We start from the raw sequence: 25,099 nt of genomic DNA, 5'->3' as shown, positions 1-25,099 counted from the left end.
TTATTTTTCCAGGGTCAGAGTCAGGCCAGCTACTTTGCCATCGACATTGGTTTCGTTCAGGAAAATCCGGCTCTGTTCAATACCCAGTGTCTGCACCAGCATCGCCTTGGCATTTTCCCCTCGCAGGCGTGCCAGTTCTGTGAGCTGAGCCCGGTCCAGGGCCTTGGTATCGGTTGCCAGCATGGTCTCCCAGGCGGCTTTGGCCAGTACCGTTTCACGTTGCTCGTCATCCTCGGGAAGCGCGTTGCCTACCAGACTTTCCACATCCCGATCGGTGCTGGATTCATAGCGACGAATCAATTTTCGGCGCCATTTCTTTTCCTGCAAGGCATCATCAATACCCTGCCAGTCCTCGTCTGCCACCTCGCGGCCGATGGCCTGCGCAGCCAGGGCGGTGCGATCCTCAGCGTTGGTGGTACCGATCAGCCCCACACGCAATTCCGGGCGCTCATTGAGCACCTTGGCCAGCGCCTCCAGGGAAGAAGCCGTGTCCTGACCAGTTGCTGCCAGCCCCGGCTCAAAAGCAATACTCTCCAGGTTCTTGCCGCCCGCCAGCGCCGACAGCACAGAGAACGGTGCCGTCGCCGCCTTCACCACAACGTTGCTCAACACCTTGAGCACCATGCCTCCAACGCTAAAGCTCGGATCATTCAGATCCCCGTCCATGCTGACCGGCAGGGTGATCTTCCCCGAACGGTTACGCAGCACCGACAACCCCAGTTTCACAGGCGCGTTCACCGCCGTATCACTGGACACTTTTTCTCCCAGGTAGAATTCATCGGCAAGAATATTCGTGTTGCTGCTAAGCCGGTTGTTGTCGATGGACACGCCCGAGTTCACGCCGAGTTGGCCCTTCTCCACCTTGTAACCCAGATATTGCCCCGTATAGGGGGTCAGGCCAGTCATTTCGTAATTCTTCAGGGAAATGTTCAAGTCAGTGAACAGAGGCTCCGCCGTCAGCGCGCCCTTGATGCTGAACGGCGCATAACGATCCACCTGGGCGTTCAGATCCATGGTGGCCTTTCTGCCCGGGCGGGTATCCAGATTGCGCAGGTTCCCTGAAAGCTCATAAAGGCCAATGCGGAAATCAGGACTGAGCGACAAGTCCTCGTGGCGGATCTGGCTGCCAACCAGACGTACTCGATCCACCGTCACCTGCCAAGATTTACCCTGCTCACCCTGGCTCGTATCACTGCCGCTACCGCTGGCATCACCGGAAGCCATGCCCGCCTGAATCCGTGTGGCCACATCCCGGCCCTGGGCATCCACCCGATTGGCCATATCCATGCCGGTAAGGCCGATTTCCCCAATACGTACCGTCTGCCCGGCAGAGGCCAACGACAGATCCGTCACGCTGCCCTGGTTGATCTTGAGCAGGGATTCGCCGTTCTCCAGCAAACTGAAGTTTTCCAGGGACGCATTGGCGCTGACGGTGACCGCCGTGTTCTCACCTTTCACACTGGCGCGGGTATCCACAGACAAAACCCCGTCGGCCAGAACCAGCGGCGCCTCGCGTTCCAGCCAGGGCGAAAAGGGAACCAACGGCAATCCTTGCAAGGCCGCCTGGGCATCAACACTGAAGGGGGTCAGATTGCCTTCCCCGGAATGCTTCAGTGTGCCGCTTTGCTGGATCTTGCTGCTACCTTCCCAGGTGAAGGTAGCAGGCTCACCGATAATAAGGTTTTTCAAGGTCAGTTGACCGTCCGAAAGGGTCAAGGCCTGAGCAGGTTGCAGAGTACGGTCAGTAAAGCGCAGTCCACTGCCGTCCACTTGCAGGGTGTCCAGCCGCACGATCCAGTCAGCCTTGCCTTCCTGCACCTTCTGGGCCGCCTGCTCGGCTTTTTCCTTTACTTCCTCCACCCGCTCTTCAGCGGCTTCCCGGTCCGACGGCAAAAATAGCGTCGCCAGGTCGATGCCCTGTTCATTCAGCACCACGCCTAGCTCAGGATTAGTGACGGTCACTTTGGGAACGTTGACCTTCTGTGCCAGGGAATCCAGCTCCACCCCTTCAACACTGACTTGCGGCAGCGACACGCTGGGGGAGTCTTCACCTGGCTTGAGCAGCTGAAGCTGTCGTAATACCATCTGGCCATCACTGAGCACTACCTTCGGTTGCGGCTCCGCAGCAAAATGATAGGCGGTTTCCACATCCAGTTCGCCGGACGGCACGGTAAAGCGGACTTCATTCTTGAGCAGCCGCGCCAGGGGCACCAGGTCGACCTTTTCCACACTCAAGTGTCCCCGCGCGATGAAGGGAGTGAATTCAAAGCGACCCTGCCAATCCAGTGCGCCACCGTCCGGCCCCTCCAGACGAATCGCGTAGTCATTGCTGTTTTCACCTTTGCCCTTGGTAGAAAAATTGCTCACCGTGAAAGCCAGTGGCAGCACCAGCTTTTCCGGCTCGTCGCCGGAGGCCTCGGTAAAACGCAGATCGCCGGCGGCAAGGCTGAGGCTGGCAATGGAAATGGCCGGCAAGCCAGGCTCCTCCTGCTCCTGCTCCGGCTGCGGAGCTTCCTCTTCCGGAGCCTGGGCAAGCTGCTCCTGGATATGGGTCAACACATCATCAAAGCTGAAGGTGTTACCGGGATTGCGTTGGGCACGCACCGTCAATGCATCGAGCATGACTTCATCAAAATGCCAGCTCCAGCGGAACAGGGAAGACAACTGGAAATTCACATACAGCTGGTTGAAGCCTAGCAATACCTCTGTCTGGTCATCCTGGATGGAGAAACCATTCACCGTGGCGCTCAGCACCAGAGGATTGATCTTCACCTCATCAATGGTGACTTGCCGACCAGTCAGATCCGCCAGTGCCTTGCTGGCATTATCCCGGACCAGTCCCGGCGCCAGGAAAAAGCCAAACAAGGCGTAAAGCAGATAAAGGCTAGCCAGAATAATCAGGGTTTTCACTTTCCAGCTACTGCTTTTCCAGGCCTGTAACACCTTCACATCTGTCTCCCTATCAAGACGCTCCGATTTTGACGCCATGGTAGCAGTTGCGCGCCCCGCTGGCGCTCCAAACCCATTGCGCCGCCATGGTGGCTATGGAAAATGGGCGCATCTTGCACAGGAGTCCTGCCATGAGCGACAACTACCTTCTGAACATGTACGAAAAAGCCCTGAAGCTGCCCGCCGGCCGCAAGCTGTTTTCCATGGTGTTCAGCCGCAAAGCCCCCTACTTTGCCACTATTACCCCGATCATCAGCGAACTTCGCCCCAACTTTTGTGAGGTAAAGTTCAAGAAACGTAAAGGTGTGGAAAACCACATCCAGACAGTGCACGTGATCGCCATCTGCAACGCACTGGAATGTGCCATGGGCGCCATGGCGGAATCCTCTGTGCCCAAGCACCTGCGCTGGATTCCCAAAGGCATGGATGTGAACTATACCGCCAAGGCCACCAGCGATATTACTGCCACCGCCGAAGCCAATCCGGAAGACTGGAAACCCGGCAACCTTCCCGTCACCGTCAAAGCCATGCGCGACGATGGCACCGTGGTAGTGGAAGGCACCATCAATCTGTGGATCAGTGAGAAACCCGCTAAAAGCAGTTAACAGTGAATAGTTAACGGTTCCCGAGCTGGGGCCGTGTTTGCGTCACTGTATGAGGCCGTGTCCAGGCATTTGGGCGCGGCTTCTTTCGTTCTGAACCCGCAGCGCTCTGACAGCCCTCCCCCGCCTGCAAGGATGACGCTACACTAGTCGCCGGGAAAAGGGGGAACCACATGCTTATCGTACCCGTCGGTGACAAGGAAGCGCGCCGCACTACGCCCTGGATCTGCATTCTGCTGATCCTGATCAATATTGCCGTCTATACCTGGACCACCCACCAGGATCTGCAAAGAGACGGTCCGCTGACTGCAGAACAGGCCAATCTGCTGGCGGACTATGAAGTGGATTTGCTGCTGCAGTGGCTATCACAGCAGGACAGCAGGACCTATGCCGATGCTGTGGCCATGAACGACAAGGGCGCGGATTTCATGATGGCCTACGGCTGGTACGATCAGGCATTCGCCCTGCATGTTCACCACCACTGGCAGCAACACCCCCCTGCCAACCAGTGGCGCCAGCTTCGCAACGATCTTGAAGACTGGATGGATCAGCAATCCACTATTCGCTGGGGGCTGATTCCCAATGATCCCAGCCTGGTCACCCTGCTCAGCTCCCAGTTCATGCATGGTGACTGGTTTCATCTTCTCGGCAACATGCTGTTCCTGATCATGTTTGGCATTGCCATGGAACGGCATTGGGGTGCCCGGCGTTTCCTACCGGCTTATCTGCTTTGTGGCATCGGTGCAGGCCTGTTGTTTATCGCATCCGCTCCGAACAGCGGCATTCCACTGGTGGGGGCATCTGGCGCCATTTCCGGTCTGATGGGACTGTTTGCCGGCACATTCCGTCTGCGCAAGCTGGAGTTTTTCTACACGCTGGGATTTTTCTTCGGTAGCTTCCGGGCACCGGCACTGGTGCTGTTTCCGGTATGGCTGGGCTGGGAACTGATACAGGCGGCGACAATGAACAGCAACGTCGCCTATATGGCCCACGCCGGCGGCCTGCTGACCGGGCTGGCTCTGGCTTTCCTGCTTCCTTTCACCGAGCAACCGAACCGGCAGAAAGGCAATCAGCCCGGCATGGACGGAGATGACACTCAGGTGCCTGCAATCTGCCAGCAACTGGCCGAACAATTACGCTTTGATGATGCCCAGTCCCGCTGCCGCCAATGGCTTGTCAACCACCCTAAAAGCCGCCCCTTGTGGTTTTTCTTCCTGCAGATGGGCCTGCGCCGCAAGCAGCTGGATGCGGCCATGAAAGAGGCAGTTAAAACCTTGAGCGAACGCCAGGGCAGTGATGCCCTGCTGGGGGCGCTATGGCAGGAATACGAATTTCTGGGCGGCGACATCCGTGCCCTGCCTCCCGCCTACCAACTGCTGCTGGCAGAGCTGGCCTGGCGCCAGCAGCGTAGCAAGCTGGTACGAGAGATCGTGCAGGATCTGCAAAAGAAACAGTGGCAGCACCCTCGCCTGGAACGGCTCAGCCAGCGGCTTTAAGACGCTGGAATACCTGCATGGCTTCGCAGGATTCCTGGCTCTGAAACTGATCGGGAAAGTGCTTTTCCACAAAGGCCAGCAACTTGCCCGCCCGGAGCAGATCCCCGTGCTGCTCCATATACAATCGGGCCAACAGCACATAGGCCGTGCCCAACAATGGGAAGCCCGGCGTTCGTTGATGCAGGTTTACCAGCAAATGCTGCGCTTCTTTCAATCGCCCCCTCTCGTACAACGCCTGGGCCAACGACAAAGACAAACTGCCTTCTTCTTCAAAGCGGAATCCCGGCTGTTGCTGCTGGGCTTCCAGCCAGATCTGCACAGCGGAACCCTCGTTGCCATTGGCCAATTGCTGGCGAAGAAAACGGGCAAGATGCGCCTGCCAGGGTTTGTCTTTTTCCAGCAAGCGCAGCAGACGCAGTCGGCGCCAGTTCAGTTCCTGGTGCATTGGGGCTGCATTGAGGCCACGATTTACCACGCCCAGCGCATCGTCAAAACGCCCTTCCTGAGCATAGATATGGGCAGAACCCAGCGCTTCTGCCACATCAAAATCATCCGCAGCCAGGGAACGCCCCCGGGGCTCATCTTCTGCCAGCCCCAGTTCGCGGGCCTTTTCATTGAGCATGGCGCCCATCATGGCAGAGGCAACAATCGTCGTATAAGCAGAGAACGCCGTACCCAGAAATACCAACACCTGAAGATCACTCTGGGTTTGCAGTAACGACGGAGCAGCCGTCACCGCCATCACGGCAAACCACAAAAGCAGGTAGGACACCCCGACAGTGACCACCAGCTGCAACCAGCGCAACGGATTCAACGCCATGCGCAGAGATCGACTCACTGCAAGAATCATCACCGCCGCCGGCAACACCAGCGCAGCCAGGGCCAGCAGCCCCATGGCCAGAACCATGGACGTTGAAACCAGCAACAGGGGCACCGTAAACAAGGTAATCAACAGGACGATCTGCTTGACCAGCAAGCCACCTTCGGACATCACATCCATCGGGGATGGCGGTACCCAGTCATCGCCAGCGACCTCCGCGATCACTACCAGCGAATAAACAAACAGGGTGAGAGCCAGAAACAATAACAACAGGCCCGTAAGCAGCCCCAGAGGCAGCACACTGGCAATGCCCAGAGACAGAATCAGCCATAACGCCGGTGGCTTGAGCGGGTATTGCAGGATTTCCCCGGAGCGTTGCCAGAATGGCGTTCCAGGCTCACCATCGCCCTGCCAGTCCAGCTGTTGGCTGCACAACACACAGCGCGGCAAGCCAGGACGAAAATTCTCTTCTCCACCCGGCACACACTGCCCACAAAACCGTTTGCTGCAACCGGAGCAATGCCAGCTCCCTGGCTTCTTCAGGTGATAATTACAGGCTTCCATGTCACTCCCTTACCCTTCCCTACCGGCACGTCATTGTGCCGCTCTTATTTCCCTGATGAACAATGCTGCCCTGACAGCAGCGTCACCAATCAAATCGGTCTGCTCAAGACCACTGCGCTTTAGTGGTCGAAAATCATGATCCCCATGGGGCAGCCAGTGTAAAGAGATGGCTTGCGGCAAACCATAATTCGTCACCTCCTGCGGCTTGCCGAAGGGGTCACGTTCACCCTGGCAAATCAGCATGGGGACAGCCAGATGTGGCAGATGCTCAGTGCGGGTTTTCTCCGGTTTTCCCGGTGGGTGAAACGGGTAACCCAACGCCACCACTCCATGGATAGGCGGACAGTCTGTTTCCGCTGCCAGCAGTGATGCCATGCGCCCGCCCATGGATTTGCCCCCGATCCAGATCGGCAGATTGTCGTCCGGCAACGCCGCCAGTACGTCCCGGAAGTGCGTCAGCAACTGCGGGGCGCGATTCGGCGGGAACTTGCGTTGTTCCTGGCGACGGCGCGCCATATAGGGGAACTCGAAACGGACAACGGAGATTCCCCGATCGGCCAGAGCTTCCGCCATGGCGTTCATGAAGTCACTATCCATGGGAGCGCCAGCGCCATGGGCCAGCACCAACAGCGCCGCTGGCTGCTCGGCACAGTTCCACAGCAAATCCATCACAGCGCCATCTCCAGCGCCTTGAACTGGGCCTGCAGCGCCGTTTTGAAATCTACCCGAAAAAGATCCAGCCCAGGTGTATCAAGCACCTTCTCTACCACCGGTGCCGGATGACTGACAGCCCAGCAGCCGATCAAGGTTTGCTGTACCTGCATCAGATAAGTGGCCGCCTTATCGCTGGACAGACCATAGGCCTGCTGCAGACGCTGAGCCAATTGCGCGAAATGCGCTAGCAGGGACTGTTTGAACGCTAAGGCCGCCGCCTCATCCAGATTCTGTTCCAGCACTGAGTGCAGGATCGCTGTGAGCCGGCAAAACAATGGGCGCGCCACCAGCATCTCCGACAAGGCCTGCCACAGTGGCAAGCTGTCATCCACTGGCGCATGGCTTACCCGCTCAAGTTCATCCAGGTACAAGCCAAGAAACAGCGCTTCCTTGGAAGGGAAGTAACGATACAACGCCGCCTTGGTGACGCCGGCCCTGCGGGCAATGGAGGCAAGGCTGATGGCTTCGAAACGCTCCTGCTCAAAGAAGGTTGCCGCCGCCGCAAGAATCTGGGCGCGCCGTTCCGCCTTCTGCTCAGGTGAGCGGGCGCGCTGAAAAACACATTCGGCCATAGGGAACCTCTGATTGAATCAGGAATCAGTGCCAGATCGCTCATCATGCAAGCATGATTTTCCGCCGACATTAGTATCCAGTCGGAACCTGCAGGGGCGCCGAGCGTAGGGTTCAGAACTGCACCAGAAAAATTGATAATGAATAATTGAGAATTGATAACGTGCGGGGTAGTGCCTTTATTCTCAAAGCCCGGATGCCGCACTTGCATTTTGAACGCGGCTTCTGAGTTTTCCAATCAGGCAGGCGTTTGATCGCGTCGTTATCAATTATCCATTCTCAATTATCAACTTAACGGTATTGGTGCAGTTCGCCTAAGGTTCAGTGCACCCTACGCCAGAGATCCGCCAGCGCAGATTACGCCTGAAGCATGCCTGCCAGTCGGCGGGTAATCATACGGGGCGAGAACTTGCCCATCCACACCAGCAGCAAATTTTTCAGGCCGGGAATCACAATGGCGCGACGGCGCCCTGCCAGAGACTTTTTCACCACCGCTTCGGTAGTCATGGTGCCAGCCTTGAACAACAGGGTATCGGTCATGTGGGCTTCGGTAGCAAACTCTGAATCGGTAGCACCTGGACACAGAGCGCTGACCGCGATCCCGTTACCTTTCAGCTCTTCGTGCAGGCCTTCAGAGAACGACAGAACAAAGGCCTTGGTGGCGTAATAAATGGTCATGTTCGGGCCTGCCTGAAAGGCCGCCGAAGACGCCACATTGATCACAAACGCATCCTTAGCCTGCTTGAGCGCCGGCACCAGACGCCAGGTCAGATCTACCAGGGCTGTCACATTCACCTGCACCATATCCAGCTGCCGCTGCAGATCCAGATCCGCAAACTGCCCGCGATCACCAAAGCCGGCATTGTTGATCAGGCCAGTCACCGCGATCTGCTGTTGCTCCAGCGCCTTTGCCAGCTCGGCGGAGGCTTCCGGCTGCGCCAGATCCGAGGCGATGCAGGCAACCTCAATACCGTTTCGCTCGCGCAACTCGCCGGCAAGGGCCTCCAGGCGATCCAGGCGCCGGGCCACCAATACCAGGTTGTTCCCTTCCATTGCCAATTGCCGGGCAAATTCCTTACCAATACCGGCACTGGCGCCAGTAATAACGACCGCTTGCATAGCTTTTCTCCATTAAGTAACCATCGGTCACTAATTTAGAGAAAAATCACCGATCTGTAAATAACCGCTGGTCACTTAAATGAGTTGCGCCTCGACACTACCTTTTGAGAGCCCTGGTTTTCAGTGCAATCTTCGCTTTGCGAGCAAAGCTCCAACAGCGCCATCGCTTCAGGTCTCCCCTTCTGCCACGCCCCACAGGTTGAGCTGGCCATGGGGACCTGGTGGCACAAAGCCACTGCAATCCAGAGATTGTTCTTCACGGGCCTGCAATCCGGCCGCTTTGCAAGCGGATGCAAAACGCTGGCGCAGCAGATGCGCCCAGGCCCCCTGCCCGCTTTGTCGCTGGTGCCAGCGGCTGTCATAGACGGCGCCACCATGCAGATCCCGCATCACCGACATCACCTTCTCCGCCCGCTCCGGGTAATGCTCATGCAGCCACTCCTCCCAGAGCGGCCCCACTTCATGGGGAAGTCGCAACACCACATAACCCGCCTGCTGAGCACCGGCCTGGGCCACCTGCTCGACAATATCTTCCAGCTCGTGGTCGTTGATGAAAGGAATCACTGGCGCCACCAGGGCAGTTACAGGCACCCCGGCCCGGCTCAGCTCACGAATCACCTTGATGCGCTCACGGCCACCACTGGCCCGTGGCTCCAACTCGCCTTTGAGGCGGTTATCCAGCGTGGTCACGGACACCGCCACCGACGCCCTGCCCAGGCGCGCCATGGGAGCAATCAGGTCAAGATCTCGCAGTACCAGGGTGCTCTTGGTGATCAGGCTGAAGGGATGCTGGCAATCCACCAGCACCTGCAACAGTTCCCGGCTTATACGCCGTTCTCGTTCGATGGGCTGATAAGGATCTGTCACCGTACCCAGCACAATGGGCCGACAGCGATATCCTGGCTTGCGCAAACTATCGCGCAGTACCTCTGCCGCATTGTCCTTGCAGAAGATTTCACTCTCGAAATCCTGGCCCGGTGACAGATCCACATAGGCATGATTGGGGCGGGCATAGCAGTAGATACAGCCATGCTCACAGCCCCGGTAGGGATTGATGCTCTGCTCAAATGGCAGGTCCGGGCTGCGATTGGTCATGATCAGGCTTTTTGCCTGTTCACGGTGATAGCGGGTGGGCCGGTTTACCGGCGCGTCATCCATATCGCTATGGCTGACGGCAAAGCGTCCCGGTATCTGGCTGAGGGTACCCCGGTTCACAGCAGGCATAATGGCTCCCGTCGAATACTGTCTTTTTGTACAGTATATCGAGAAGAGCCCGGACTCAATACTTTTTACCCAACTACGCCCAGCCAGCCCGGTGGCGCCTTGCTCGCAAGGCGAATGGGAGTATTGATCACCAGCATATGGCGAAGCGGGCAACCCCTTCGCCATGCAAGCATAGCTCCAACGAAGTCTGGTGGCATAAGTGGCCTACAAACTCCGAAGCTTGCGCAGCTCCCTTACCCCGACTGCAAGTGTCATGAAGTCGTGGGGGCTGTCTGCCTGCAGGGTTTGCAAGCGGTGGATGCCGAAGGCGACCTTGCGGCTGGCCTTGTCTTCCCAGGCAGCAAAACGAGCGGCGGCGTTGTCGCCCTCCTGTTCCAGTACCTTGGCAGCCACCTGGCGGTGCAGGCGATAAGAGTCTTCGCGCAGGTTGGCGCGGGCCAGGGCCTGCCAGCGACCCTGTACGCTCAGGTCGATGATGGCGGACAACAGCCAGAGGATCTGCAGGCGATCCCCGACCAGGAAGTAGACCTCCGCCGCCAGTTTCAGCGGCACCTGGGCCTGGGAGGCCAATTCGATCACGTCCGGCGCGCTGCCCAGCACCATGGTGTTGGCCAGCAGGCGAGCTTCTTTTTCCGGCACGCCATCGTCGCCCATGCCGGCCACCGCCTGATCCCACTCCTGACGGTAACTGCCTGGCAGGATATCCGGCAGCATGGCTTCCAGCTCACCAATGGACTTGCGATAGCGGTTGACCGCTTCCGCCACCGGGCGACGACCCCATTTGTAATGGATCAGCCAGGTGGTGACGTGTTTCATCAGGCCGATGACACGACCATAGAGGCGCAGCTGCACCTGGCTGTCCACCTTGCCATCCAGCCCGTCCACCGGTGCCCAGTAAAGGTCCCCATCGAACACCGCGTGAGCCATGGCATAGGCCTTGACGATACGGTGCAGGGACAGACCATGCTCATCGGCATAACGGTGGACAAAGGAAAAGCCCATACGATTGACCACGGCATTGGACAACACAGTGGCAATCAGCTCCCTGCGCAACCCATGCGCCAATAAATCCTCGCGGAAGGATTCCACCAGCTCTTCCGGGAAATAGTTGAGCACGTCCTGATCGAAGAAGGGGTCGTCCGGCACATCGGTGGCCAGCATGGCATCAAACAGGGCGTTCTTGGTGTAGGACAACAACACCGACAGTTCCGGCCGTGTCAGCCCCTTGCCCCGGGTGCGGCGCTCACTGAGCCCCTCGTCATCCGGCAGGTATTCCACCGAGCGGGTCAGCGAGCCCTGGCGCTCCAGAGTGCGCAGGTGGTTGGCGTGTTCGTCGAGACGGCTGGCGGCATTGAATTCCAGCAGGCTCAGGGCCAGGCATTGCACATAGTTATCGCGCAGCACGGCCGTTGCCACGTCATCGGTCATCCGCTCCAGTAGCGGGTCACGGGTTTCCCGGTCCAGGCGACCATCACGCAGCCGCTGATTGAGTGGAATCTTGATGTTCACTTCCCGGTCGGAGCTGTGCACGCCACCGGAATTGTCGATGGCATCGGTGTTGATACAGCCGCCGTTCAGCGCGTACTCGATCCGCCCCAACTGGGTCAGCCCCAGGTTGCCGCCCTCGCCCACCACCTGACAACGCAGGTCGCGACCATTGATACGGATGGCATCGTTGGCCCGGTCGCCTACCTGTGCCGGACTTTCGTTGCTACCTTTCACATAGGTGCCAATGCCACCGTTCCAAAGCAGCTCCACCGGTGCCTTTAGGATGGCGGTGATCAACTCCGCGGGTGTCAGGGTACGTTGCTCGATACACAGAGCGTTACAAGCCTGCTCACTGAGGGTGATGCTTTTGGCACTGCGCGACCAGACCCCGCCACCGTCGGAAATCAGCGATGCATCGAAATCTTCCCAGGTGGTGCCACGCGTGTTGAACAGCCGCTGACGTTCGGCAAAGGTGGTCATCGGGTCCGGGTCCGGATCAATGAAGATGTGCATGTGGTTGAACGCGGCAACCAGCTTGATCTGTTCGGACAGCAACATGCCGTTGCCGAACACATCGCCGCCCATATCGCCGATGCCCACCACCGTAAAGGGCGCTGTCTGGATATCCTTGCCCGCTTCCCGGAAGTGCCGCTTAACGCTCTCCCAGGCACCGCGGGCGGTAATACCCATCTTCTTGTGGTCGTAGCCGGCACTGCCGCCGGAGGCAAAGGCATCGCCCAGCCAGAAGCCGTATTCATCGGCCAGGCCATTGGCGATATCAGAAAAGGTCGCGGTGCCCTTGTCAGCGGCCACCACCAGATAAGGGTCATCGCCATCATGACGGACCACGGAGGCCGGCGGCACCACCTGATCCCCGACCCGGTTATCGGTGATATCCAGCAGGCCGCGAATAAATTCCTTGTAGCAGGTGATGCCCAGCTGCTGCCAGGCCTCCCGGTCCGCCGGGTTGCCTCGCTTGAGCACAAAGCCGCCCTTGGCACCCACCGGCACGATAATGGCGTTCTTCACCATCTGCGCCTTCACCAGGCCCAACACCTCGGTTCGGAAATCCTCGCGCCGGTCAGACCAGCGCAGCCCGCCCCTGGCCACCGGACCACCACGCAGATGGATACCTTCCATTTGCGGTGAATAGACGAAGGCTTCATACATGGGCAGCGGCGGCGGCAGTTCCGATACCTGACTCGGGTCCAGCTTCAGACTCACATAGGACTTGTCGTGGCCGGCCGCATCCGGCTGGTAGAAGTTGGTGCGCAACCCGGCCCGCACCACACTGAGGAAGGCACGCAGCACCCGGTCCGCATCCAGCGAGGCCACCTGGTCCAGCTGGTGATCCAGGTTCTGGGCCAGCTTGAGGCCCTCGTTTTTGCGGCGCTCGTCGCTGATTCCGGGGTCAAAACGGGTTTCAAACAGCTGCACCAGAGAGCGGGCGATGCTGGCATGGTCCGCCAGCAACTGTTCCATATAATTCTGCGAATAGGGCAAGCCGGTCTGTACCAGGTACTTGGTCAGCGTCCGCAGACAGACGATCTGCCGGGAGTTAAGGCCAGCCAACAGTACCAAGCGGTTAAGGCCGTCGTTTTCCGTGTTGCCATGCCAGCATTCCAGAAACGCCTCTTCAAAAAAGCGTTTCTGCTGCACCGGCCCCAGGGCACAATCACCATGCACCTGCACATCAAACACCTGTACCCACTGGGCCTCACCATCCCGAGGGATGACCTGAGTGGGTTCCTGTCTCACCACGCGCAGACCGAAATTTTCCAGCGCGGGTAACACATCTGACAGACCAATCGGTTTCTTCTGGCTATAGAGACGCAGACTGGTGGGGCAGGCAGCCCCGTCGCCGCTATTGATGGACAGCGAGGGCAGCACCGGCTGGCGGTCATTCAACTGCGCCAGATAATGAATATCCGCTGCAGCTTCCATCGGATCAGTCTTTTCCTGATAGCCCACCGGGAAAGCGTCGCCGAAGCGCTGCGCCAGTCCGGCACCCTCTTCGCCATGCTCGCCCTCCTTGCGCAGGATGTCGCGAAGCTGGTCAGCCCAGGTGCGGGTAACTGCCAACAGGCGTTCTTCCACCTGGGCCTGTGACATGGCCAGATGAGTCCCCTGGGGAATACGGATAATGCAGTGAATCCGTGCCAGCCCCTCACGCAGAAAATCCACCGTGCGCTCCACCGAGCTGCCATTGCAGAGCTGCTTCAACTCGGCGGTGACATGATCACGCAGTTCCCGGGAATAACGCTCCCGGCTCAGATAGACCATGCAGGAATAGAACCGTCCGTAACGATCTCGCCGCATGAACAGGCTGAGGTGGTGACGGTCGCGCAGGGCACGGATACCCATGCAGATGCTGTAGAGCTCCTCTTCACTGCACTGGAACAGTTCGTCTCTGGGTAACTGATAGATAATGTCGCGCAGATGTTTGCCGGAGTGGGACCGCTCGGGCAGGCGGGAGCGGTCCAGCACATAATTGACCTTGCGACGGATCAACGGGATGTCCCGGGGACGATTGATATAGGCATCCAGCGAGAACAAGCCGATGTAACGATCGGTCCCCTCTACAGTGCCGTCCTCCGCCAACCGTTTGACCGATACCACATCCATGTAATGGGGGTGGTGGATCGGCGAACGGGCATTGGCCTTGGTCACCACCACCAGACGACCATGGGCAATGTACTTGGCCATCTCGTCGTGGGGGGCAATAAACTCTTCCGCGTTGGCATAACGGCTGCCGGGGCGGGCCAGGCCAAGCCCGGCATCATGATCCAGGGAAAGCTTGATGCCGTCGTCCACGGGCTCCGCCCGGGAGCGGGCATAGCCCAGGAAGGTAAAATGATCCAGTGACAACCAGTCAATAAAGGCCTGAGCCTCGGCAAGTTCTTCCTGATCGCGACTGGGGAAATCCCCAGAGAGGTTCTTCTGGGTGGTTTCCAGGTTATCCAGCATGGCCGGAAAATCCTCCACCACCAGGCGCAACTCTCCCAGCACCTGTTCTAGGGATTCCTGGAGATGCTCATAGGCCTCGTCGCTGGCCAGTGGTTCAAACTCAACATAGACCAGGGATTCCGCCGGATTCTCGCCATCGCCAACGCCGGCCACCCTAGTCATGTGTCCATGGGTATCACGAAGCACCTGTATCACTGGATGAATAGTCCAGTCGATAGCCGTGCCCGCATCTCGTACCGCCATGGCGATCGAATCCACCAGAAATGGCACGTCATCGGTCACCGTCCGCAACGCCGCCAGCCCACCTGGCCTAGTGGGTGGTTTCAGATGAATCAGGGTTTCTTCAGGGTGGCGCTGGAAGGCCATCATCCAGTGTTGCTGGGCGATGTGAAAAAGCTGCTCGGGGGTACGGGCGGTGAGCGCCGCCTGGCTGCTCATTTCAAAATAAGCCGCCATGAAACTGCGGAACAGGGGCTGATGTTCGACCCCGACGTGGGCGGTAACCAGTGCTTCAAGCTGGGCCTGTAACAGGGCCTGGCGCTGCGCGACGTCATCCTGCATCGAATCCTCCGGCGTCCGTTCGGGCGCGCCGGCAAGGGGCCAGCGGCCTCGGTTTCACTCTATACCGGAGGAATGGATCAATACCAGCCCGGCGCCGTGATTAGATCGGCAAACAGGAAAATGACAGGAAAGCGGCAGCAACATTGTGCAGCGGGCTATATCGCTATGCAGGGTGCACTGAGTCCAAGCGAACTGCACCAACACCGCTAAATTGTTAATGGAGAGAGTGGATAATTGATAACGACGCGATCAGACGCCGGCCTGACCGGAAAACTAAGAAGTCGCGTTCCCAATGTAGGCGCGGCCTCCTAGCTTTGATAATAAAGGCACCATCCCGCGCGTTATCAATTCTCAATTGTCCATTATCAATTATTCTGGTGCAGTTCGCCTCAGCCTCAGTGCGCCCTGCATAAAAGGCTTCTGGCGCCTTACTGCACCTGCACCGGCTGCACCAGCACCCAGGGCATCACTACCACCGTCCATAGGCCCTGATCGATCTCAAACCACTTGGCGGCCTGATCATCGGTGACCTTGTCTACCTGCCCCTTGTCCCGCCACAGAGACAGGGTGTCGGCCTGGTCTTCGGAAAACGCCAGTGCCACTTCGATCAGGTCCAGTTCTGGCGCCACATAGACAGTCTGGCCACGGGCAAAGAACGGCTGCAGCTCTTTCCAGCTGGCCTTGGCCGTTTCCTGATTGAGTTTGGCTTTGAGAATATCGCGATCTGCGGATGAATCAGACATGGGCGGCTCCGTGTTCAGGGCCGTGCATTATCCGTATTCGGGAGGGTGCAATCAAAGAGGGAAAAAAGAACGCCCGCCACTTGGGGAATGGCGGGCGGGCTGTACCGGGGCCGAAATTGAACATCCGTGTTCGATTGCGTCCTTGCGAGATCCACTTTAGGGAAACCAGCAAGGCGGCATAAGACGCGATTTGCTACATCTTTTGTAAGCCATTTGCCATAGCAAGGTGTGGTTTTCGGCCTCGGCAAGCCAAGGCTTATTGCTGTAGGAACCCAGCCTAGCGAAGTAACAGCCGCAGGCTGGCCCGAAGGGGGAGCGAAGCGAATAACGCCGCTTGAGGCGCGAAGCCTTCTGGCACGAGGCTTTCATGTGCGACCGTGCCATTTCGCGCCTCAAGCGGCGCTCCTACAAAACAGCCAGCCAACGCTCCGGGGTCAGCGCCAGCGAATCTCACGGCTTGTCTCGCTGATTGGTCGCTGCCTGCGATCGAACAGCTGAAAGCTGGCCCCTTCGGCGCTGAAGCTCACTTCGGAAAAGGCGTTATCGCTGAATACCTCGCCGGGGACCTCCACCCGGCCCAGAGGCTTACCCCAGCCCCCATGGAGCACACCCGGCACCCGAATCATCGGGCGATACCAGCGGAACGCCCGCAGCGCTGTGGGCCAGAACAAACCGGAGCAGGTCCAGCTATGCACCTGCTTGCCACCATTTAACGTCAAACAGGCATACAGGGAGGCATGCACATCCCCACTCAGCACCACCAGCTTGTCGCTACGGCTGCGCCCCATGGCCTCCAGCAGACGCTGACGCTGGTGCTTGAAACCCTCCCAGGCATCCTTGCCACGGAACGGGCGTCGCTGCTCCGGGAACAACAGCACCGAGGTCACCAGCACCTTGATGCGGTCCGGATCACGATCCAGCCACTCGATAAAGGCCTGTTCCTGAATATCGCCGATCATGCGACGCTGCCAGGGCCAACGACTCAGTACCCGCTCGGTGCGCACATCCATGACAAAGAAATCTGCCGGCCCCCGGGAGAAGGTGTACCAGAAACGGTCCGGATCGCGATCCAGATAGGTGCCCGCCTGATTCAGGGGGGCCGCCGGAGAGTGGGACGCCTGGTAAATCTGATAGGCCTTGATGGCGGCGGGATATTTGCTGGTCCACAACTCAGCATTGGCCCGGGCCGGCCAGTTATTCTCGATCTCGTGATCGTCAAGGATCATGTAGCTGTTGGTATCGCGAAGCAGCTTGGCCAGATGCGGCTGGGAAAAGCTTTCCCGGTAAAGCGCATCAAAATCCTCACGGGTGGTGGCGGCACCTAACTTATACATGGAATCGGCATATACCTGATCTCCGCCGAAAAGCACAAAATCCGGTTTCGAGGTATCCGCCCGCGACGACATTTCGGCAAAAATCTTGTCTGCCCGATCGTCCTGAATTTCACCATCCAGGCCGACAAACCGGTAGCAACAGGAGCCAAAAAAGAAACGCGTGGCATCCGCATCCGGCTGATTGGTAAGAAACTCCCCCTGATCTGCTGCTTCCCAGTCCAGCGCTACCTCATCTTCCGTGGCCACCCAGCCAGCCTGATATTCATAGCGGGTACCAGGCTGCAACTGATTGAGAATCACCACACCGGAGCCATCGAAGTTGCCATTAAGCCGAAACGTTCTCGCCGGCGACCAGTCAGTGCTTCCCTTACGACGCCAGCGAATCCGCCCCCACAGCCATTTTTTTCCGGCTCCCAGCTTCCCTTTTGGCAGCGCACCGAACACTCTCACATGGGTGTCCACCGCCTCCCCTACCACCGGCCCTACGGCAAACCTGTTCACACTTTGACTCATGGCTTATGCCCCCCCTGCATTGAGCCCCCCGGCCCACGCTGCTAGCATCACGGTTAAGCGGTGCAGGCAGCCTCATGGTCACTCGTATGGGCCCGAAATAAACGGCACCCTCTGTCAGGAATAAAAACGTTGTTCAAGGATGCGAAAACTGCCTTTATTCTGCTTGTTGCCTTTCTCTCACTCGGGCTGACATCAGCCGTCTGGGCTAACGGTCCCGAGCTGCAGATTATTGGCGAAAAGCAGGAAGAACTACACCCCTATCAAGGGCTGGATTACTTCTGTACCCCTGCGGCACAGTCGCCGACCATTAATGCCCTGCAAAAACGCCCGACCCTGCCCTGGCAATCCAGCCGGGGAGAAATGCCCAACCTGGGATTCACCAATCAACACTGCTGGTTCCGATTTGCCGTGCGCAACCAGAACCCACGGCACAGCGACTGGCAGCTACTGGTTGATTACGCCATGCTCGGCGAGCTGGACGTCTACCAACTGGATGCCGGCGGCAACCTGGTCAATCACTTCCAGGCCGGCATGGACCGGGATTTTGCCGTACGGCCTGGCAACTACCCCACTCCCGCTTTCCCGCTGTCCCTGCCCAGCGGCAAAGACAGCAGTTTTTATCTTAAGGTCACCTCTCCTCACAGCATCCAGCTGCCGATACGACTGCTTAGCCACGATCAGTTCGCCCGATCCGCGCAGAACCAGACCATTATCCAGGGAATCTTTTTCGGCGGCATGCTGGTGATGATTCTCTATAACCTCTCGCTGTTCTTCTCCATACGCGAAAAGGTCTATCTGCTATATGTGTGCTGGTCGGCAGTGGTTACCCTGTTTCTGGCAGTACTGCACGGCTATGCCCACCGTTACTTGTGGCCGCACTCTCCGCTTGTCAGTCAGTACATCATTCACTACCTGCTACCCCTGATCGTGCTGCTGCCACCGTTGTTTACGCTGCATTTTCTGTCGCTGCGGGAAAAGGCGCCGCGCCTGGCGGCATGGCTGAAAGGCCTGGTAATCATCGGTACGCTGCTGTTCCTTGCCGCCCCCTTTACCAGCCGCGGTTTCCTGATTCCGATTTCCGTCAGCGCCATTCTGGTGATGGACTTCAGCATCCTGGTGGTAGGGCTGCTACGCACCCGCGCCGGCGACCCGGATGCCCGCATTTTCACTATTGCCTGGGCCTGCTTCATTACCGGTGTGGCGGCCATGGCGCTGAACAAATACGGCGTACTGCCGCGCACCGGCCTTACGGAAAACCTGGTCCAGACCGGCGTATTCCTGGAAGTCATTCTGCTGTCACTGGCGCTGGCCCGGCGCATCAGCCGGCTCAAGGAAGCCCATTCCGACTCCATTCGCGAAAAAGCCATTGCAGAAATGGAAGCCTTCAAGGCCGGCGCTCGTAACCATGCCAAGAGCGAGTTCCTGGCCACCATGAGCCATGAAATCCGCACCCCCATGAATGGCATCATGGGTATGACCGACTTGCTGCGTCGCACCTCCATGACCCAGCAGCAGGCTCAGTATGTGGGCACCATTTACCAGTCCACCCAGTCCCTGCTCACAGTGATCAACGACATTCTCGATTATTCCAAGATTGAATCCGGCAAGCTGGAGCTGGATTACCAGAGCGTGCAGCTGGAAAGCATTGTCGACGACTGTGTGCGGTTGTTTGCCCTGCGCTCCAGCGAGAAACAACTGCCGCTGTATATCCATATCGACAGCCGCGTACCGGAACGCATCAAAACCGATCCGATCCGGCTCAAGCAGATCATTACCAACCTGCTCAGCAATGCCTTCAAGTTCACCGAACGAGGTAATGTCTCTCTGCACGTCACCGTGAAACAACCGGTGAATGAAAAGAACCTGTGCGTGCTGATGTTTGAAGTGGTGGATACCGGTGTGGGCCTGGACGAAGGACAACAGAACAGTTTGTTCCAGGCATTTCACGAGCTATCCGGCAAGGGCAAACATACCGGCGCCGGTCTGGGGCTGGTGATCTGCAAACGACTGATCGAACTGCTCAACGGGGATATCGGTGTATCCAGCTCGCTGGGCCGCGGCGCCACCTTCTGGCTGTCCCTGCCAGTGGAAGTGGAAAAACCGCAAAGCAAACCGGTATTGCAAAACCGCAGCGCCCTGCTCATTTCCAATACCCCGGCCCAGTTGCTGAGCCTGTCCCAGATTCTCACACGCTGGGGGGCGAAGACCCTGGAATACCGTGATGTGGAAAGCGCTCTGGATCCGGCCAATCCGTCACGCCCGGTGGACTTTGTCATCGCCGAGCATGCGGTAATGGAGAACCCGCAGTATGTGCAACGGCTGAAGCAACACTTCCGTAACCCGGTGCTGGTACTGCTACACCCCACCGGCAAACCGCTGAGCGACAATCTGCCCGAGAACCTGTTGCTGATCGAAACCCCGTTCTCCTGTCAGGCCCTCAAACGCAGCCTGCTCACCGGCCATGACGAACAACTCGCCCAACAAAGCGCTGAAGAACCCGCCATCGTGCTGGACAAGGGCAACGCCCTGAACGTGATCGTGGCCGAAGATAACCCGGTCAATCAGCTGGTGATCGACAGCATTCTCAAATCCCTGGGTATCTACGCGACCCTGGTAAGTGACGGCGAGCAGGCTCTGGAACTGGTTGGCGAACAACCCGGTTACTGGGACATCATCTTCATGGATTGTGAGATGCCGGTGATGGACGGTTACCAGGCAACCCGGGAAATCCGCACCCTGGAGCAGGCATCCACCGCTCACCCACATTGCTGGATTATCGCCCTGTCAGCCCATGCCACCGGCGATTATGTACAAAAAGCCCGCGACGCCGGCGTGGATGACTACCTGAGCAAACCGGTTTCCCAGCAACAGGTGCGCGAAGCGCTCCATCGCGGTCAGGTCGCTACCCCTTCAGGGATCTCTGGCTGAGCAAGCAACCCTGCACACACGGTAATCAGTTGTTTCACGCGAATGGGCTTGCCAAGGAAGGCATCGCAGCCCGCATCCATGCAGCGCTGGCGGTCCACCGCCAGTACGTTGGCGGTTAATGCCAGTATCGGGCCCGCAAAACCCCGGTCACGAAGAGCCTGGGCGGTTTCATAGCCGTCCATCACCGGCATCTGCATATCCAGCACCACCAGATCAAAACTGTCCTCGGTATAATAACGGCAGGCTTCGCGCCCATCCTCGGCTTCAACCACCTGCATACCGGATTTTTCCAGCACTTTGCGGACAAACAAACGATTCACCGCGTTATCTTCCACGAGTAACACCCGGCCTTTCAGCTCCATGGCGGTCCCGGCCAGTTCAGGCAGCTGCTGGGCCGCAGCGTCCCGCATATCCACTTCAGTCGCCTGAGACAGTGGCATTGCCAGGGAGAAATGGCTGCCCTTGTTCAGCTCACTGAACACCGAGATATCACCACCCTGGGAACGGGCCAGCTGGCGGGCAATGCTTAACCCCAGCCCGGTTCCTGTATAGCGACGGGAATGGGAAGCGTCCGCCTGGGAAAACGGCTGAAAAATCTTCTGTTGCTCCGCGTCACTGATGCCAATGCCGGAATCCTCCACCGACACCTGCAGCTGCTGCTCCACTTCCGACCAGCTAGCGCGGACCTGAACCTGGCCTTCCTCCGTGAACTTCACTGCATTGCCTACCAGGTTCACCAGAATCTGGCGTAGCCGGAAGGCATCACCACACACGGTCATCGGCATGCTCGAGAGATAATCCAGGCGCAGGTCAATCTGCTTTTCCTGCGCTCGCAATTGCAGGCTATCAACCACTTCATCCAGCAGCTCGGTCACGGAAAACAGACGCTGCTCGTTATGTAATTGCCCCGCCTCGATACGCGACAAATCCAGCACATCATTAATCAGTGCCAGCAGGGCATCGCCGTTGTGCTGGATAATGGTGAGATAGCGATTCTGATCTGCCTGGCTCAGGGAACCATCACGCAGCAACTCGGTATAACCGAGTATCGCCGTCATCGGGGTGCGGATTTCATGGCTGATATTCGCCAGGAACTGGCTCTTGGTCTGGCTTGCCTCCTCCGCCTGACGGCGGGCATCCGCCAACTGTGTCTGGGCGTGATTAATGCTGTCCACCATGGCATTGAAGTCTTCCGCCAGAGCGCCGATCTCATCATTACCCAGCACCGGCACCCGCTGATCCAGCGCCCCGCCTCGCGCAATGGAACGCACCGCGTTATGCACCAGGTTCAAACGCCCGAACAACATCGGCTGAATCCGATAGTTGATCACCAGCACGGTAAGCCCGGCCAGCACCGCCATGATCAACCCGATCACCAGCACCGACAGATTCAGGGATTTATAGCCATCCCGAGGCAGTTCCACCACCACTTCCAGCGGATTGCCGCCAAGGAAATCCGGCACCGGGAAACGGCCGAGAAGCTGCTTGTCCTCGGTCATGGTCAATCCCCGCACCGGTTTCAGCGATTCCGGAACCTCACGAACATAAAGCGCATGGCCCAGCCGGTCTGACAGATAGCTCATCCATTCACTGTCCAGCCACACCCCCAGCAGATAGGCTTGGCAGCCCATCTCCACCGCGGTGCTGAACAACAATGGGCGGCCTTCCACCTTCACCACCCCCCAGATCGGCATGCAGCCCTGCTCGTCAAAGCGCTCCGCCAGAGTGGCAAACACCGGAGAGGAAACCTTATCGGCGCCGTTATTCCAGACCACCGAGCTGCCACGCAGCTCCATCATCAGGTCCAGATAACCCAGCCCCCCCTGATTGCTGGGCGGGTGATCCGGTTGCTGGCTCCAGTCCTGGGCCCGCACCCGCAAGATGGAAAGCTGATCCAGAAAGGTAGCCTCCACCTTTTCCAGTTCCCGCTCGGCGTTGCGTTCGGTAAGGGTATCCACCAGCGACAGATTCACCCAATAAAGCGCCACAGTAGCCAGCACCACACAACAAGCCGCGGAAATTACCAGCAACCACCGAATGCGCACTCTCAGTGACATCGTTACCTTCCCCTGACCGGGTGGCCGGACGACAAAAGGTGCCGTCCCATGGCCTGCATGAGCTCCCGGAATCACTGTCTTGAAAGAATAATTTTGAGCCGAAACCCTAGCACAAGATTCCCCGCAGCGGGCCCCTGCCAGTATCAGCGGTGGGAGATGCCGCACAGCCGTTCACCCACAGGATGAAAAAGCCCCGCCGCACCCGTATCATAGGCCACCCTTTTTCCGGAATGACGACGTCGACCCCATGAGTGACACGCCCCGCAAAATCCTGGTGACCAGTGCCCTTCCCTACGCCAATGGCCCCATTCACCTGGGCCACCTGCTGGAATACATCCAGACCGATATCTGGGTCCGTTTCCAGAAACTGCGCGGTGAGCAGTGCATCTACGTGTGCGCCGACGATGCCCATGGCACCGCCATCATGCTCAAGGCGGAAGAAAACGGCATCACCCCGGAGCAACAAATTGCGCAAGTCAAAGCGGACCATGAACGGGACTTCGCCGACTTCCAGATCCAGTTCGACAACTACTACAGCACCCACAGCCCGGAAAACCGCGCGCTCTCGGAAATGGTGTTCCAGCGTAATAAAGACGCCGGCTATATCGTCGAGAAAACCATTACCCAGCTCTACGATCCGCAGAAAGGCATGTTCCTGGCGGACCGTTTCGTCAAGGGCACCTGCCCCAAGTGCAAGTCCGAAGACCAGTACGGCGACAACTGTGAAGTGTGCGGCGCCACTTACACCCCGGCGGACCTGATCAAGCCCTACTCCTCCGTGAGTGGCGCCACACCGGTGGAAAAGGAAACTACCCAGCTGTTCTTCGATCTGCCCAAGTTCGAGTCGCTGCTGCGCGAGTGGACCCGCTCCGGCGCCCTGCAGGAACAGGTGGCCAACAAGCTGCAGGAATGGATCGAAGATCTGCAGCCCTGGGATATCTCCCGCGAGGCCCCCTACTTCGGCTTCGAAATTCCCGGCTACCCGGGCAAGTTTTTCTACGTCTGGCTGGATGCCCCCATCGGCTACATGGCCAGCTTCCAGAACTACTGCGACCGCGAAGGCCTGAGCTTCGACGACTACTGGGGCAAGGAATCCACCGCCGAGCTGTACCATTTCATCGGCAAGGACATCATCAATTTCCACGGCCTGTTCTGGCCCGCCATGCTCGACGGTGCCGGCCTGCGCAAACCCACTGCCATCTACAGCCACGGCTTCGTCACCGTGAACGGCGCCAAGATGTCCAAGTCCCGCGGTACCTTTATCAAGGCGCGCACCTACCTGGACCACCTGGGCCCGGAATACCTGCGCTACTACTTTGCCGCCAAGCTTTCCAGCCGGGTGGATGATTTCGACCTGAACCTGGAAGACTTCGCCCAGCGGGTGAACTCCGACCTGGTGGGCAAACTGGTGAACATCGCCAGCCGCACCGGTAACTTCGTGAAGAAGTTCGGTGGCACTCTTAGTGACGAACTGGACAACCCCCTGCTGGTCCGCGAAGTGCAGGAAGCGGCCCCGCGCCTGGCCGACTTCTACGAGAAGCGCGAATTCGGCAAGGCCATGCGCGAAATCATGGCCCTGGCCGACCACGCCAACGGCTATATCGCCGACAAGGCCCCCTGGACCCTTGCGAAAGAGGAAGGCAAGGAACAGGAAGTGCTGGCCATCTGCAGCACGGCCATCAATGTCTTCCGCCTGCTGGTGATCTACCTGAAGCCGGTGTTGCCGGCGCTGGCCGAGCGCGCAGAAGCCTTCCTGCAGGTCGAGCCACTGACCTGGAGTGATAGCGACACCCTGCTGCTGGGCCACGAGATCGCCAAGTTCAAGCCGCTGCTGAACCGCATCGACATGGCGCAGATCGAAACCATGCTCAACGCCTCCAAGGAAGACGTACCGGCCAAACCGGCCAGCAAGAAAAACGAACCGAAAAAGGCCGACAACGTGGCAGATGACACCATCAGCATCGATGACTTCCTCAAGGTAAAACTGCGCGTGGCCCGCGTAGCCAAGGCCGCCCATGTGGAAGGGGCCGACAAGCTGTTGCAGCTCACCCTGGACGTGGGCGAGCTGGGCGAACGCAATGTCTTCGCCGGCATCAAGGCCAAATACAGCCCGGAAGATCTGGAAGGCAAACTGGTGGTACTGGTCGCCAACCTGGCCCCGCGCAAGATGAAATTCGGTATCTCCGAAGGCATGGTGCTGGCCGCCGGCCCGGGCGGTGAGGACATCCACATCCTCAGCCCGGACAGCGGCGCCCAGCCGGGTATGGAAGTGCGCTAACCCGGCACCGATCCCCGCTCCCCTCGTGGGAGCGGTGGTGCCACCGCGAATGCTTTCCTTCCCGAACTCACCCCGATATCCCTCCCCTGTGCGGTTACCGCCATCTTTCCGGCCAGCCACGACGTACAATCGCTTTCCCCTTGCCCCGGATATGGTCTTTCCCTCTACACTG

The 25,099-nt window shown here is 58.5% G+C and carries 14 protein-coding genes; 4 read left to right on the top strand and 10 right to left on the bottom strand.

What is annotated here, in order from left to right:
* A complete protein-coding gene (locus B3Q33_RS11730; protein WP_273009463.1) occupies positions 1-2,949 on the bottom strand; it encodes a DUF748 domain-containing protein in 2,949 nt (982 codons plus the stop codon).
* Between the two features lie 131 nt (positions 2,950-3,080).
* Between B3Q33_RS11730 and B3Q33_RS11725 the strand changes: the two genes are divergently transcribed.
* Complete coding sequence (locus B3Q33_RS11725) at positions 3,081-3,554, top strand: hotdog fold domain-containing protein (RefSeq protein ID WP_035249548.1); 474 nt, start codon at positions 3,081-3,083, stop codon at positions 3,552-3,554.
* A gap of 170 nt (positions 3,555-3,724) precedes the next feature.
* A complete protein-coding gene (locus tag B3Q33_RS11720) occupies positions 3,725-5,047 on the top strand; it encodes a rhomboid family intramembrane serine protease (protein ID WP_052043037.1) in 1,323 nt (440 codons plus the stop codon).
* Here the strand turns inward: B3Q33_RS11720 and B3Q33_RS11715 are convergent.
* The 8 genes from B3Q33_RS11715 to B3Q33_RS11680 all read right to left on the bottom strand — a co-directional run bounded on the left by B3Q33_RS11715 (position 5,031) and on the right by B3Q33_RS11680 (position 17,664).
* A complete protein-coding gene (locus B3Q33_RS11715; RefSeq protein ID WP_272962995.1) occupies positions 5,031-6,431 on the bottom strand; it encodes a tetratricopeptide repeat protein in 1,401 nt (466 codons plus the stop codon). The two genes, B3Q33_RS11720 and B3Q33_RS11715, sit on opposite strands and share 17 nt — an antisense overlap.
* A 30-nt stretch (positions 6,432-6,461) precedes the next feature.
* Positions 6,462-7,100 carry an alpha/beta fold hydrolase gene (locus B3Q33_RS11710; protein ID WP_273009481.1) on the bottom strand — a complete coding sequence of 213 codons (639 nt, stop codon included), beginning with the start codon at positions 7,098-7,100 and terminating at the stop codon, positions 6,462-6,464.
* Positions 7,100-7,717, bottom strand: coding sequence for a TetR/AcrR family transcriptional regulator (locus tag B3Q33_RS11705; protein ID WP_035249540.1), 618 nt, complete (start codon positions 7,715-7,717; stop codon positions 7,100-7,102). Before B3Q33_RS11705 ends, B3Q33_RS11710 begins: the two co-directional genes overlap by 1 nt.
* 355 nt (positions 7,718-8,072) lie before the next feature.
* Positions 8,073-8,834 (bottom strand): SDR family NAD(P)-dependent oxidoreductase, encoded by a 762-nt coding sequence (locus B3Q33_RS11700; protein WP_035249537.1) that lies wholly within the window; start codon positions 8,832-8,834, stop codon positions 8,073-8,075.
* A 168-nt stretch (positions 8,835-9,002) separates the two neighbouring features.
* Positions 9,003-10,058 carry a PA0069 family radical SAM protein gene (locus B3Q33_RS11695; protein WP_273009464.1) on the bottom strand — a complete coding sequence of 352 codons (1,056 nt, stop codon included), beginning with the start codon at positions 10,056-10,058 and terminating at the stop codon, positions 9,003-9,005.
* A gap of 204 nt (positions 10,059-10,262) precedes the next feature.
* Entirely contained in the window at positions 10,263-15,074 is a 4,812-nt protein-coding gene (locus B3Q33_RS11690; protein ID WP_273009466.1) for an NAD-glutamate dehydrogenase, read from the bottom strand.
* Between the two features lie 428 nt (positions 15,075-15,502).
* Positions 15,503-15,817, bottom strand: a complete 315-nt coding sequence (locus tag B3Q33_RS11685) for a DUF2288 domain-containing protein (RefSeq protein WP_272979952.1) — start codon at positions 15,815-15,817, stop codon at positions 15,503-15,505.
* A gap of 434 nt (positions 15,818-16,251) precedes the next feature.
* Positions 16,252-17,664, bottom strand: a complete 1,413-nt coding sequence (locus B3Q33_RS11680; RefSeq protein WP_035249531.1) for an alkaline phosphatase D family protein — start codon at positions 17,662-17,664, stop codon at positions 16,252-16,254.
* Positions 17,665-17,793: 129 nt separating this feature from the next.
* On the opposite strand from B3Q33_RS11680, the gene B3Q33_RS11675 reads away from it, so the two are divergent.
* Positions 17,794-20,592, top strand: a complete 2,799-nt coding sequence (locus B3Q33_RS11675; protein ID WP_273009468.1) for a hybrid sensor histidine kinase/response regulator — start codon at positions 17,794-17,796, stop codon at positions 20,590-20,592.
* Here B3Q33_RS11675 and B3Q33_RS11670 read toward each other — a convergent pair.
* Positions 20,559-22,649: an ATP-binding protein gene (locus B3Q33_RS11670; RefSeq protein WP_273009470.1), complete on the bottom strand. Its 2,091-nt coding sequence runs from the start codon at positions 22,647-22,649 to the stop codon at positions 20,559-20,561. The genes B3Q33_RS11675 and B3Q33_RS11670 overlap by 34 nt on opposite strands.
* 247 nt (positions 22,650-22,896) lie before the next feature.
* Here B3Q33_RS11670 and metG point away from each other — a divergent pair, with 247 nt between their 5' ends.
* Complete coding sequence (gene metG / locus B3Q33_RS11665; RefSeq protein WP_273009472.1) at positions 22,897-24,927, top strand: methionine--tRNA ligase; 2,031 nt, start codon at positions 22,897-22,899, stop codon at positions 24,925-24,927.
* Positions 24,928-25,099: the final 172 nt, after the last annotated feature.

The sequence above is a fragment of the Alcanivorax sp. UBA3183 genome (assembly GCF_002364155.1).
GTDB classification, from domain to species: Bacteria; Pseudomonadota; Gammaproteobacteria; order Pseudomonadales; family Alcanivoracaceae; genus Alcanivorax; species Alcanivorax jadensis.
Note: the sequence above shows the minus strand (reverse complement) of the source record. Positions and strands in the feature narration are given on the sequence as shown.

Coding starts and splice junctions, on each gene's coding strand:
- B3Q33_RS11725 (WP_035249548.1), top strand. CDS start 3,081: ATGAGCGACAACTACCTTCTGAACATGTACGAAAAAGCCCTGAAGCTG.
- B3Q33_RS11720 (WP_052043037.1), top strand. CDS start 3,725: ATGCTTATCGTACCCGTCGGTGACAAGGAAGCGCGCCGCACTACGCCC.
- B3Q33_RS11715 (WP_272962995.1), bottom strand. CDS start 6,431: ATGGAAGCCTGTAATTATCACCTGAAGAAGCCAGGGAGCTGGCATTGC.
- B3Q33_RS11710 (WP_273009481.1), bottom strand. CDS start 7,100: ATGGATTTGCTGTGGAACTGTGCCGAGCAGCCAGCGGCGCTGTTGGTG.
- B3Q33_RS11705 (WP_035249540.1), bottom strand. CDS start 7,717: ATGGCCGAATGTGTTTTTCAGCGCGCCCGCTCACCTGAGCAGAAGGCG.
- B3Q33_RS11700 (WP_035249537.1), bottom strand. CDS start 8,834: ATGCAAGCGGTCGTTATTACTGGCGCCAGTGCCGGTATTGGTAAGGAA.
- B3Q33_RS11695 (WP_273009464.1), bottom strand. CDS start 10,058: ATGCCTGCTGTGAACCGGGGTACCCTCAGCCAGATACCGGGACGCTTT.
- B3Q33_RS11690 (WP_273009466.1), bottom strand. CDS start 15,074: ATGCAGGATGACGTCGCGCAGCGCCAGGCCCTGTTACAGGCCCAGCTT.
- B3Q33_RS11685 (WP_272979952.1), bottom strand. CDS start 15,817: ATGTCTGATTCATCCGCAGATCGCGATATTCTCAAAGCCAAACTCAAT.
- B3Q33_RS11680 (WP_035249531.1), bottom strand. CDS start 17,664: ATGAGTCAAAGTGTGAACAGGTTTGCCGTAGGGCCGGTGGTAGGGGAG.
- B3Q33_RS11670 (WP_273009470.1), bottom strand. CDS start 22,649: ATGTCACTGAGAGTGCGCATTCGGTGGTTGCTGGTAATTTCCGCGGCT.
- metG (WP_273009472.1), top strand. CDS start 22,897: ATGAGTGACACGCCCCGCAAAATCCTGGTGACCAGTGCCCTTCCCTAC.